Origin of the sequence: Clavibacter michiganensis subsp. insidiosus (genome assembly GCF_002240565.1) — a bacterium.
Taxonomy (GTDB): domain Bacteria; phylum Actinomycetota; class Actinomycetes; order Actinomycetales; family Microbacteriaceae; genus Clavibacter; species Clavibacter insidiosus.
Map to the genome: position 1 here is coordinate 862,351 of NZ_MZMO01000001.1, position 11,993 is coordinate 874,343.

The window sequence follows — 11,993 nt, forward strand, 5'->3', positions numbered from 1 at the left end:
CACCGTTCGCGGGCCCCACCGCACCCCGAGGAGCCCCGTGACCCCGAACGTCGACCCGCACGGCGTCACCTGGCGCCGCGTCTCCCCGCGTCTCGTCGGCGTCGAGCTGGTGGGCGGGGTCATCACCGCCCTCGTGCTCGGCGGCGTCGCGGCGTTCCTCTTCGCGGTCGACGCACCGCGCTGGCTGCCGATCGTGCTGGGTGCCGCCGCGCTCGTCGAGCTGGTCGTGACGCTCGTCGTCGTCCCGCGCCGCGTGCGGGCGATGGGATACCAGCTGCGCGAGGACGACCTCGTGTTCCGCCGCGGCATCATGTGGACGCGCGTCGTCGCCGTGCCGTACGGGCGGATGCAGCTCGTCGACATCACGCGCGGCCCCGTCGGCCGCGTGCTCGGCCTCGCCGACCTCAAGCTCGTCACCGCGGCGGCCGCGGCCAGCATCCAGATCCCCGGGCTCACGAACGCCGACGCCGAGGAGCTGCGCGACCGGCTCGTCGCCCTCGCCGAGACGCGCCGGGCCGGGCTGTGACCGACCCGACCCCCGACGGCCCGACGGCCCTGCCGTCCGGCGCGGCAGCCGGGGCCGTCCCCGCCGCCGAGGCGCGGATCGCGGAGGAGCTCACCGACGGCGACTGGCACCGCCTCCACCCGGCCACCCCCGTGCTCCGCGGCGGGGTCCTCTTCCTCGTCGCGATCGGCTTCCTCGTCTCGTCGCTGCGCGAGCAGCTCGTGGAGCAGTTCGTGCCCGGCCAGCGGCGGGACGGCGAGCAGGACCTCATCCCGATGCTCGTGGAGACCGGCAGCCTCGTCTGGGTGGTCCTCGCCCTCCTCGCGTTCACGCTCCTCGCGGTCGGCGTCTCCTACCTCTCGTGGCGCATGCACACGTTCCGCGTGACGGAGGAGACCGTCGAGGTGCGCAGCGGGATCCTCTCCCGCACGAACAGGCGGGCACGGCTCGACCGGATCCAGGGCGTCAACATCGTGCGCCCGCTGATCGCGCGGCTGATCGGCGCGGCCAAGCTCGAGATCCAGGTCGCGGGCAACGACGCCAACCTGCCGCTGCAGTACCTCCGCTCGCGCGACGCCGACGCCTTCCGCCTGCGAGTGCTGCGGCTCGCGTCCGGCGCGCGGGCCGAGGCGGCGGGATCCGCGCCCGCCGCCCCCGGCGCTCCCGCCCGCGGCTTCGTCGGCTCCCGGGTGGACGACTTCCTCGCCCCCGAGCTCGACCCGGATGCCGCCCCGCCGCAGTCGGTCGTGCGCATCCCCCTCCCGCGCCTGGTCGGCGCGGTGCTGCTCTCGGCGCCCACGGTGGTGCTCGTGCTGTTCGTCGCGGTCGGGATCCCGCTCATCGTGCGCTTCGAGGCCTGGTACCTGCTCGTGCCGCTGCTGCCGACGCTGCTGGGATCCGCCGGCTTCTTCGTGCGCCGCATCACGCGCTCGCTCCGCTACAGCGTCGCCGGCACGCCCGATGGCGTCCGGGTCGGGTTCGGCCTGCTGTCCACGAGCAACGACACCATCCCGCCCGGCCGGATCCACGCGGTCGAGGTCGTGCAGCCGCTGCTCTGGCGCGCGGCCGGCTGGTGGGAGATCCGCATCACGCGCGCCTCGCACTCCTCGTCGCCGGGCGCCGCCGGCCAGCAGAACACGTCGATCCTCCCCGTGGGCGACCGCCGGGACGTCGACCGCGTGCTCGGCCTCGTGCTGCCCGACCTCGTGGGCGACCAGGCGCTCGCGCTCGTCGCCGTGGGCATGACCGGCCGCGGGGGAGCCGACGACGGCTTCATCACGTCGCCGCGTCGGGCGCGGATCCTCAAGCCCTTCTCTTGGCGCCGCACCGGCTTCGCGGTCGACGCATCCGCCTTCCTCGTGCGCCGCGGCGTGATGTGGCGCCGCCTCGTCATCGTGCCGCACGCCCGGACGCAGGGCGTCGACCTCACGCAGGGCCCGATCGACCGCCGCCTCGACCTCGTGTCGGTGCGCGCCGCGACCGTCGCGGGCCCCGTGGACACGCGGCTCGGCGCCATCGACCGCGCCACGGGCATCGAGCTGTCGACCCGGCTGGTCCAGGCCGCCGTGGCGTCCGCCCGCTCCGACACGTCCGCGCACTGGGGCGCCGAGGCCGCGAGCTGGCCCGCGCCGGGAGCCGCAGCGGCCCCCGTCCCGGCACCTGAGCCCGTCCCCGCACCGGAGCCCATCCCGGAGTCGACGCCCGAGCCCGAGCCCGATCCGGCATCCGCCCCCGCCCGCGCCGACGCCCCCCGCCACCGATCCACCCCCGAGGACCCTGCATGACCGCTCCATCCCAGCGCTCCGGCCGCCTCGGCGTGGGCATCGTCGGCGCGGGCCGCGTCGGCCCCGTCCTCGGCGCAGCCCTCGCGGGCGCCGGCCACGCGATCACCGGCATCTCCGCGGTCTCGGAGGCGAGCCGCGAACGCGCGGAGGCGATGCTGCCGGGCGTCCCCGTCCTCGAGATCCCCGACCTCGTCGAGCGGAGCGAGCTCGTGATCCTCGCCGTCCCCGACGCCGAGCTCCCCGGGCTCGTCGCGGGCCTCGCCGCCACGGGCGCGTGGCAGGCCGGCCAGCTCGTCGTGCACACGTCGGCGGCGCACGGGATCCAGGTGCTCGCGCCCGCCTTCGCGTCCGGGATCATCCCGCTCGCCATCCACCCGGCGATGTCGTTCACCGGCACGAGCATGGACCTCGGCCGCATGGTCGACAGCTGGTTCGCCGTCACCGCGCCCGCGCCCGTGCTCCCCATCGCGCAGGTGCTCGTCGTCGAGATGGGCGGCGAGCCCGTCGTCGTCGAGGAGCGCGACCGCGCCGCGTACGCGGAGGCCATCTCCACCGCGACCACGTTCTCCACCGCCATCGTCGACCAGGCCGCCGGCCTCCTCGCGGGCATCGGCGTGGAGGAGCCCGGCCGCGTCCTCGGACCGCTGATCCGCTCGGCCGTCGACGACGCGCTCCGCCGCTCCTCCCCGGCGGGCGGCGCGCGCCTCACGTCCGGCGACGTGCCGCTGCCGACGGACGAGGGCCACGAGCCGCACTAACCTGGTGCGTCCGCGTCCCGCAGCACCGAGGAGCCCCTTGCCATGACGATCCCCGCGCCCACCGTCGTCACCGGCATCGCCGAGCTGCGCGCCCGCGTCCGCGACCACCGGGCCGCGCGCACCGCGGCGGGGGAGGCGCCCGTCGTCGTCCTCGTCCCCACCATGGGCGCGCTGCACGAGGGCCACCTGGCGCACGCGCGCCGGGCTCGCGAGCTCGGCTCCCTCGTGGTCGTGTCGATCTTCGTCAACCCGCTGCAGTTCGGCGCGGGCGAGGACCTCGACGCCTACCCGCGCACGCTCGACGCCGACGTCGCCGCGCTCGCGGAGACCGGCGTCGACCTCGTGTTCGCGCCGTCCGCGGCCGAGATGTACCCGGACGGGCCCGCGCGCGTCCGCGTCACCGGCGGATCCGTCGCCCTCACGCTCGAGGGCCGCTCGCGCCCCGGCCACTTCGACGGCATGCTCACCGTCGTGGCGAAGCTCCTCCACATCGTGGCGCCCGACGTCGCCACGTTCGGCCGCAAGGACGCCCAGCAGCTGCACCTCGTCCGCCGCATGGTGCGCGACCTCGACCTGCCCGTCCGCATCGAGGAGCTGCCCACGGTGCGCGAGCCCGACGGCCTGGCGCTTTCGAGCCGCAACCGCTTCCTCGACGACCGCGAGCGCCGCGCCGCCCGCGTGATCCCGGCCGCGCTCGAGGCCGCGCAGAGCGCGGGGGACCGCGGCATCGACGCCGTCATCGCCGCCGCGCAGTCCGTCGTCATGGGCGAGCCCGCCGTCGCCCTCGACCACTTCCAGGTCGTGGACCCGACCACCTTCGAGTCCGTGGACGACGGCTTCACGGGCGTCGCGCTCGCGGTCATCGCGGCCCGCGTCGGCAGCACCCGCCTCATCGACAACGAGACCGTCGTCATCGCCTGACCCGACCTCGCGCGGCGCGACCCGGCCGTCCGTCGACCCGCGTGCCCGGGCCCTGCCCGCACCTGCGAGAATCGACGGGAGGCCGCTCGGCCGCCCCGTACCCCACGACCCGCGAGGATCCGCCCGCACATGACCGACAGCCCCGGAACGCCCGCGACGCTCGAGACCGCCCCCGCTCCCGCCGTGGAGGGACCCGCCGAGGACGTCGCCGAGCAGAAGGCCGTGCGCCTCGCCAAGCGCGCGCGTCTCAACGCCGCGGGCGGCCCGGGCGAGGGCGCGTACCCGGTTCAGGTGCCCGTCACGACCACGATCCCGGCGGTCCGCGCGGAGTTCGGCCACCTCGAGCCCGGCGAGGAGACCGACCACGTGGTCGGCATCGCGGGCCGCGTCGTCCACTTCCGCAACACCGGCAAGCTCTGCTTCGCGACGCTCCAGGCGGGCGACGGCACGCGCATCCAGGCCATGATCTCGCTGGCCGAGGTCGGCGAGGACGCGCTCGCCGCGTGGAAGGAGCTCGTCGACCTGGGCGACCACGTCTTCGTCGCGGGCCGCGTCATCGCGAGCCGCAAGGGCGAGCTGTCGATCATGGCGAGCGAGTGGCGCATCGCCTCGAAGGCCCTGCTGCCCCTGCCGAACCTGCACTCCGAGCTCTCCGACGAGACCCGCGTCCGCAGCCGCTACCTCGACCTGATCGTCCGCGACCAGGCCCGCAAGAACGTCCTCGACCGCGCGAAGGTCAACGCCTCGATGCGCGAGACGTTCCGCGAGCGCGGCTACGTCGAGGTCGAGACGCCCATGCTGCAGGTGATGCACGGGGGTGCGTCCGCCCGCCCGTTCGTCACGCACTCCAACGCCTTCGACACCGAGATGTACCTCCGCATCGCGCCCGAGCTGTACCTCAAGCGCGCGGTCGTCGGCGGCATCGACCGCGTCTTCGAGATCAACCGCAACTTCCGCAACGAGGGCGCGGACTCGACGCACAGCCCCGAGTTCGCGATGCTCGAGGCGTACGAGGCCTACGGCGACTACACCTCCATCGCCGAGCTCACCCAGACGCTCGTGCAGGACGCGGCCATGGCCGTCGCCGGCAGCCACGTCGTCACGTGGGCCGACGGCACCGAGTACGACCTCGGCGGCGAGTGGGACCGCATCTCCATGTACGGCTCGCTGAGCGAGGCCGCCGGCGTCGAGATCACTCCCGCCACGACCGTCGACGAGCTCCAGGCGATCGCCGACCGCGAGGGCGTCGTCGTGCCGCTGAGCACGCACGGCAAGCTCGTCGAGGAGCTCTGGGAGCACTTCGTGAAGGGCGGCCTCGAGCGCCCCACCTTCGTGCTCGACTTCCCCGTGGAGACCTCCCCGCTCACGCGCGCGCACCGCTCGATCGACGGCGTCGTCGAGAAGTGGGACCTCTACATCCGCGGCTTCGAGCTGGCCACCGGCTACTCCGAGCTCGTGGATCCCGTCGTCCAGCGCGAGCGCTTCGTCGACCAGGCGCGCCAGTCGGCGCGTGGCGACGACGAGGCCATGCCGCTCGACGAGGAGTTCCTCCGTGCCCTCGAGCACGGCATGCCGCCCTCGGGCGGCATGGGTATGGGGGTCGACCGGCTCCTCATGGCCATCACCGGTCTCGGCATCCGCGAGACCATCCTGTTCCCCCTAGTGAAGTAGGCGACCATGCCATTAGGCCCCGACGGCTCGAACCCGAAGAAGCCCACCACCGCGCGCTACGCCCTCTGGATCATCGTGGGCGGCATCGCCGTCGTCATGATCGGCCAGGGCGTCTACGGCATCCTCACCTAGAGCGCGGCGTATCCTTTCCGCATGGATGATTTCTGGGCGAGCGCGATCTGGTCGATCCTCCCCACCCTCGGCGTGGGCCTGATCTTCTGGTTCATCATGCGGGCGGTCATCCAGGCGGACAAGCAGGAGCGCAAGGCGTACGCCGCCATCGAGGCGAAGGAGCGCGCCCGCATGGGCGTTCCCGCGCCCGACGCCGACCGCTAGCGCGGACCGCGCCCGCCGGTCGCCCCCGGCCCGGATCCTCCGTCCACCGCATCGCGTCACGCCCACGGCGAACAGGGGCATGCACTCCTCGGACCCGTCGTTACTCTCTACATATCGGCGCCGGCCCCCTGCCCCGGTGCCCAGGGAGATACAGATGTTCGAGAGATTCACCGACCGCGCTCGTCGCGTCGTCGTCCTGGCCCAAGAAGAGGCCAAGATGCTCAACCACAACTACATCGGGACCGAGCACATCCTGCTCGGCCTCATCCACGAGGGCGAAGGCGTGGCCGCCAAGGCCCTGGAGTCGCTCGGCATCTCCCTCGATGCCGTCCGCGAACAGGTCCAGGACATCATCGGCCAGGGCCAGCAGCAGCCCACGGGGCACATCCCGTTCACGCCGCGCGCCAAGAAGGTCCTGGAGCTGTCGCTCCGCGAGGCCCTCCAGCTCGGCCACAACTACATCGGCACCGAGCACATCCTCCTCGGCCTGATCCGCGAGGGCGAGGGCGTCGCCGCGCAGGTGCTCGTCAAGCTCGGCGCCGACCTCAACCGCGTGCGCCAGCAGGTCATCCAGCTACTGTCCGGCTACCAGGGCAAGGAGGCGGTCGCCGTCGGCGGCGAGGCGCAGCAGAGCCAGCAGGCGGGCTCCACGGTCCTGGACCAGTTCGGGCGCAACCTCACGCAGGCCGCGCGCGACGGCAAGCTCGACCCCGTCATCGGGCGCGAGAAGGAGATCGAGCGCGTGATGCAGATCCTGTCGCGCCGCTCCAAGAACAACCCCGTCCTCATCGGCGAGCCCGGCGTCGGCAAGACCGCCGTCGTCGAGGGCCTGGCGCAGGCCATCGTCAAGGGCGACGTCCCGGAGACGCTGAAGGACAAGCAGCTCTACACGCTCGACCTCGGCTCGCTCATCGCCGGGTCCCGCTACCGCGGCGACTTCGAGGAGCGCCTCAAGAAGGTCACCAAGGAGATCCGCACCCGCGGCGACATCATCACGTTCATCGACGAGATCCACACGCTCGTCGGCGCGGGTGCCGCTGAGGGCGCGATCGACGCGGCCAGCATCCTCAAGCCGCTCCTCGCGCGCGGCGAGCTGCAGACCATCGGCGCCACCACGCTCGACGAGTACCGCAAGCACTTCGAGAAGGACGCGGCCCTCGAGCGCCGCTTCCAGCCCATCCAGGTGCAGGAGCCCTCGCTGCCCCACACCATCAACATCCTCAAGGGCCTGCGCGACCGGTACGAGGCGTTCCACAAGGTGTCCATCACCGACGGCGCCATCGTGTCCGCGGCGAACCTCGCGGACCGCTACATCGCCGACCGGTTCCTCCCGGACAAGGCCATCGACCTGATCGACGAGGCCGGCGCCCGCCTGCGCCTGTCGATCCTGTCGGCGCCGCCGGAGCTGCGTGAGTTCGACGAGCGCATCTCCACGGTCCGCGTGGCCAAGGAGACCGCCATCGAGGACCAGGACTTCGAGAAGGCCGCGAGCCTGCGCGACGAGGAGAAGAACCTCCTCGGCGAGCGCCTCCGCCTCGAGAAGCAGTGGCGCTCGGGCGACGTCCGCACCACCGCCGAGGTCGACGAGGGCCTGATCGCCGAGGTGCTGGCGCAGGCCACGGGCATCCCGGTGTTCAAGCTCACGGAGGAGGAGTCCTCGCGCCTCGTCTTCATGGAGAAGGCCCTGCACCAGCGGGTCATCGGCCAGGAGGAGGCCATCTCGGCCCTGTCCAAGACCATCCGCCGCACGCGCGCCGGGCTCAAGGACCCGCGTCGTCCCTCGGGATCGTTCATCTTCGCCGGCCCCACGGGCGTCGGCAAGACGGAGCTCGCGAAGGCCCTGGCGGAGTTCCTGTTCGACGACGAGGACGCCCTCATCTCGCTCGACATGAGCGAGTACGGCGAGAAGCACACCGTGAGCCGCCTCTTCGGCGCCCCTCCCGGATTCGTCGGCTTCGAGGAGGGCGGCCAGCTCACCGAGAAGGTGCGCCGCAAGCCGTTCTCCGTGGTGCTCTTCGACGAGATCGAGAAGGCGCACCCGGACATCTTCAACTCGCTGCTCCAGATCCTGGAGGAGGGACGCCTGACGGATGGCCAGGGCCGCGTGGTCGACTTCAAGAACACGGTCATCATCATGACCACCAACCTCGGCACCAAGGACATCACGGGTGCCCCGGTCGGGTTCCAGGTCGAGAACAACGCCGCGAACTCCTACGAGCGCATGAAGGGCAAGGTCAGCGAGGAGCTGAAGAAGAACTTCAAGCCCGAGTTCCTCAACCGCGTGGACGACACCATCGTCTTCCCGCAGCTGTCGAAGCCCGAGCTGCTCCAGATCGTCGACCTGTTCGTGAAGCGCCTGTCGGACCGCATGATGGACCGCGACCTCACGATCACGCTCGAGACCGCCGCGAAGGAGCGCCTCATCGAGGTCGGCTTCGACCCGTCGCTCGGCGCCCGGCCCCTCCGCCGCGCGGTGCAGCACGAGATCGAGGACCGTCTGTCGGAGCGCATCCTGCAGGGCGACCTAAACGCGGGCGACCACGTGCACGTGGACTACGTGGACGGCCAGTTCACGTTCGTCACCACCCAGCGCGAGGGCATCTCGGTCGCGGCCGGCATCGGCACCGGGACCGGCACGCCGGACCTCGCCATCACCAGCGAGTAGCGCAGCCAGCACCACCACGACGGCCCGTCGTCCCCGAGAGGGGGCGGCGGGCCGTCGCCGTGTCCGCAGGCTGCGGGTGTCCTCCATCCCGCTGTCGCCTCCTCGGGCGGCGGGCCAGGATGGACGGGGGCGGAACCGCCCCATGAAGGAGATGCCAGCTGATGAGAATCGCCGTCACCGGAGGCTCGGGGAAGCTCGGCCGCCACGTCGTCGCCGACCTGCGCGCCCACGGACACGAAGTCACCAACATCGACCAGGTGGGGGAGCGCGGGTCCGGCTACGTCCGCGTCGACACCACCGACTACGGGCAGGTCGTCGACGCCCTGTTCGGCGTCCAGGACCTGCATGAGGGATTCGACGCGATCGTGCACCTCGCCGCGATCCCGGCCCCCGCGATCCTCAGCGACGTGGCCACGTTCCACAACAACATGCTCACGAGCTTCAACGTCTTCCAGGCCGCGCGCCGGGCGGGCATCAAGAAGGTGGTCTACGCGTCCAGCGAGACCGTGCTCGGCCTGCCGTTCGACGTGCCGCCGCCGTACATCCCCGTCGACGAGGAGTACCCGGCGCAGCCGAACAGCACCTACTCGCTCGTGAAGCACCTCGAGGAGCAGATGGCGATCGAGCTGTGCCGCTGGGATCCCGAGCTGCAGGTCACCGCGCTCCGCTTCTCCAACGTCATGGACGTGGACGACTACGACGAGTTCCCGGGCTTCGACGACGACGCGCTCGCGCGCAAGTGGAACCTGTGGGGCTACATCGACGGGCGCGACGGCGCGCAGGCGGTGCGCAAGGCGCTCGAGCACGACGCTCCGGGCTTCGACCGCTTCATCGTCGCGAACGGCGACACCGTGATGAGCCGCTCGTCGGCCGAGCTCGTCGCGGAGGTCTTCCCCGGCGTCGAGGTCACGAAGGAGCTGGGCGAGCACGAGACGCTGCTGTCCATCGACAAGGCGCGCCGGATCCTCGGCTACGAGCCCGAGCACACCTGGCGCGACCACGCGCCCGCCACCACGGGCGACGACCCGGTGGCGGGGCACCCGTCGTGAGGTACGTGCGCCTGGGCAGCACGGGCACCGAGGTCTCGGCCATCGCGCTGGGCTGCATGAGCTACGGCGAGCCGACGCGCGGCAACCACGCGTGGACGCTCACCGAGGAGGACTCCATCCCGCTCATCCGCCGCGCGGTGGAGCTCGGGATCACGTTCTTCGACACCGCGAACGTGTACTCCGACGGGTCGAGCGAGGAGATCACGGGTCGCGCGCTGAACGCGATGACGACGCGCGAGGAGGTGGTCATCGCCACCAAGGTGCACGGCGCCATGGGGGAGGGGCCGAACTCGCGCGGGCTGTCGCGGAAGCACATCATGTGGCAGATCGACGAGAGCCTCCGCCGGCTCGGGACCGACTACGTGGACCTGTACCAGATCCACCGCTTCGACCCGGCGACGCCGCTCGAGGAGACGCTGGAGGCGCTGCACGACCTGGTGAAGGCCGGCAAGGTGCGCTACCTCGGCGCCTCGTCGATGGACGCCTGGCGGTTCTCGAAGGCGCTGCACCTGCAGCGGGCGAACGGCTGGGCGCCGTTCGTCACGATGCAGGACCACTACAACCTCGTGAACCGCGAGGAGGAGCGCGAGATGCTGCCCCTCTGCGCCGACGCGGGCGTGGGATCCCTGCCGTGGAGCCCGCTCGCCCGCGGCCGCCTCACGCGCGACTGGGACGCGTCGACCGCGCGCAGCGCGACCGACGAGTTCGGGAAGACGCTCTACGCCGCGCAGGAGGACTCCGACCGCCGGGTCGCGGCCGCGGTCGCGGAGGTGGCCGAGGCGCGTGGCGTGCCGCGCGCGCAGGTCGCGCTCGCCTGGGTGTCGCGGAACCCCGTCGTCACCGCGCCCATCGTGGGCGGCACGAAGGCGTCGCACATCGAGGACGCCGTCGCGTCGCTGGACCTCGAGCTCACGGACGACGAGGTGTCGCGGCTCGAGGAGCACTACGTGCCGCACGCGGTCGTCGGCTACTGACCGCCCCGGGGATCGCCCGCGCCGCCCGACTTGCGCGGGTGATCCCCGTCACCTACTCTTGGCGGAGCCACAGACCGCTGGTCGTCGGCGTGCCTCCGCGAGGGGATGCGCCGGACGAAGGTTCACTCAGGTGAAGGCCCGCGCAGGTGATCGAAGCACGATGCAGCGCATGCCCTGAGGGCCTGCGCGACACTCCCGCTCCGGCCTCCTGTGCCGGAGCGTTTCTCATGTGTGCAGCCGGGGGCTGCCAGCACCCCGCACCGCTTCCGCGGTGTCGGGGAACCACGTGATAAGGAGTGCCATGGCGAACAAGGAAGCCTCGGTCGCCGAGCTCGCGGAGAAGTTCCGCAGCTCGAACGCCGTACTGCTCACCGAGTACCGCGGTCTCACCGTTGCCCAGCTCAAGCAGCTGCGGAAGAGCATCAGTGCAGACGCGACCTACGCCGTGGTGAAGAACACGCTGACCAAGATCGCGGCGAACCAGGCGGGGATCTCGTCGTTCGACGACGAGCTCGTCGGCCCGTCCGCGATCGCGTTCGTGCACGGCGACACCGTCGCCGTCGCGAAGGCGCTGCGTGCCTTCACCAAGGCCAATCCTCTTCTCGTCGTGAAGGGCGGTTACTTCGACGGCAACCCCCTGGCGGCGGACGAGGTGAACAAGCTCGCCGACCTCGAGTCGCGGGAGGTGCTGCTGGGCAAGCTCGCCGGCGCCTTCAAGGCCTCGCTCTTCGGCGCGGCGTACCTGTTCAACGCACCGCTCTCGCAGGCCGTACGCACCGTCGAGGCGCTGCGCGAGAAGCAGGAATCGGCTCAGTAGCACCCCTCGGGTCCCACCCGGGGCGCGATGCACTGATCCACGAGACACCACACCAACCCAAGGAGATACACCATGGCAAAGCTGTCTAACGACGAGCTCATCGAGGCCTTCAAGGAGCTCACGCTCATCGAGCTCAGCGACTTCGTCAAGAAGTTCGAGGAGGTCTTCGAGGTCACCGCCGCGGCGCCCGTCGCCGCTGCCGCCGCCCCCGGCTCGGCCGCCCCCGCGGAGGAGGTCGAGGAGAAGACGTCCTTCGACGTCATCCTCGAGGCCGCCGGCGACAAGAAGATCCAGGTCATCAAGGAGGTGCGTGCCCTCACGAGCCTCGGTCTCGGTGAGGCGAAGGCGCTCGTCGACGGAGCCCCCAAGGCCGTCCTGGAGGGCGCCAACAAGGAGGCCGCCGACAAGGCCAAGGCGCAGCTCGAGGCCGCGGGCGCGACGGTCACCGTCAAGTAGCTCGTACCACCGCACAGCGCGCAGGGCGCCGATCCCCTCGGGGTCGGCGCCCTGCGT

The 11,993-nt window shown here is 71.7% G+C and carries 12 protein-coding genes; all 12 read left to right on the forward strand.

The features are described from left to right. Positions 1-37: 37 nt before the first annotated feature. On the forward strand, positions 38-526 hold the full coding sequence (locus B5P21_RS04460; protein WP_045529271.1) for a PH domain-containing protein: 489 nt from the start codon (positions 38-40) through the stop codon (positions 524-526). After that, positions 523-2,289 carry a PH domain-containing protein gene (locus B5P21_RS04465; protein ID WP_094170823.1) on the forward strand — a complete coding sequence of 589 codons (1,767 nt, stop codon included), beginning with the start codon at positions 523-525 and terminating at the stop codon, positions 2,287-2,289. The genes B5P21_RS04460 and B5P21_RS04465 overlap by 4 nt, the downstream gene beginning before the upstream one ends. Then, positions 2,286-3,047 (forward strand): Rossmann-like and DUF2520 domain-containing protein, encoded by a 762-nt coding sequence (locus tag B5P21_RS04470; protein WP_045529270.1) that lies wholly within the window; start codon positions 2,286-2,288, stop codon positions 3,045-3,047. Before B5P21_RS04465 ends, B5P21_RS04470 begins: the two co-directional genes overlap by 4 nt. 42 nt (positions 3,048-3,089) lie before the next feature. Beyond that, positions 3,090-3,968, forward strand: a complete 879-nt coding sequence (gene panC / locus B5P21_RS04475) for a pantoate--beta-alanine ligase (protein WP_045529268.1) — start codon at positions 3,090-3,092, stop codon at positions 3,966-3,968. A 129-nt stretch (positions 3,969-4,097) separates the two neighbouring features. Next, on the forward strand, positions 4,098-5,639 hold the full coding sequence (lysS, locus tag B5P21_RS04480; protein ID WP_094170824.1) for a lysine--tRNA ligase: 1,542 nt from the start codon (positions 4,098-4,100) through the stop codon (positions 5,637-5,639). Positions 5,640-5,645: 6 nt separating this feature from the next. After that, entirely contained in the window at positions 5,646-5,771 is a 126-nt protein-coding gene (locus B5P21_RS17530; RefSeq protein ID WP_012037540.1) for a hypothetical protein, read from the forward strand. Between the two features lie 21 nt (positions 5,772-5,792). After that, positions 5,793-5,975 (forward strand): hypothetical protein, encoded by a 183-nt coding sequence (locus tag B5P21_RS04485; RefSeq protein WP_012037541.1) that lies wholly within the window; start codon positions 5,793-5,795, stop codon positions 5,973-5,975. 154 nt (positions 5,976-6,129) lie between these two features. Continuing rightward, entirely contained in the window at positions 6,130-8,640 is a 2,511-nt protein-coding gene (locus B5P21_RS04490; protein WP_045529264.1) for an ATP-dependent Clp protease ATP-binding subunit, read from the forward strand. Positions 8,641-8,801: 161 nt separating this feature from the next. Beyond that, positions 8,802-9,689 (forward strand): NAD-dependent epimerase/dehydratase family protein, encoded by an 888-nt coding sequence (locus B5P21_RS04495; RefSeq protein ID WP_045529263.1) that lies wholly within the window; start codon positions 8,802-8,804, stop codon positions 9,687-9,689. Beyond that, positions 9,686-10,663 (forward strand): aldo/keto reductase, encoded by a 978-nt coding sequence (locus B5P21_RS04500; protein WP_094170825.1) that lies wholly within the window; start codon positions 9,686-9,688, stop codon positions 10,661-10,663. The genes B5P21_RS04495 and B5P21_RS04500 overlap by 4 nt, the downstream gene beginning before the upstream one ends. 301 nt (positions 10,664-10,964) lie before the next feature. Then, positions 10,965-11,480 carry a 50S ribosomal protein L10 gene (gene rplJ, locus B5P21_RS04505; protein WP_094170826.1) on the forward strand — a complete coding sequence of 172 codons (516 nt, stop codon included), beginning with the start codon at positions 10,965-10,967 and terminating at the stop codon, positions 11,478-11,480. A 72-nt stretch (positions 11,481-11,552) separates the two neighbouring features. Further along, positions 11,553-11,936 (forward strand): 50S ribosomal protein L7/L12, encoded by a 384-nt coding sequence (gene rplL, locus B5P21_RS04510; protein ID WP_045529261.1) that lies wholly within the window; start codon positions 11,553-11,555, stop codon positions 11,934-11,936. Positions 11,937-11,993 lie beyond the last annotated feature (57 nt).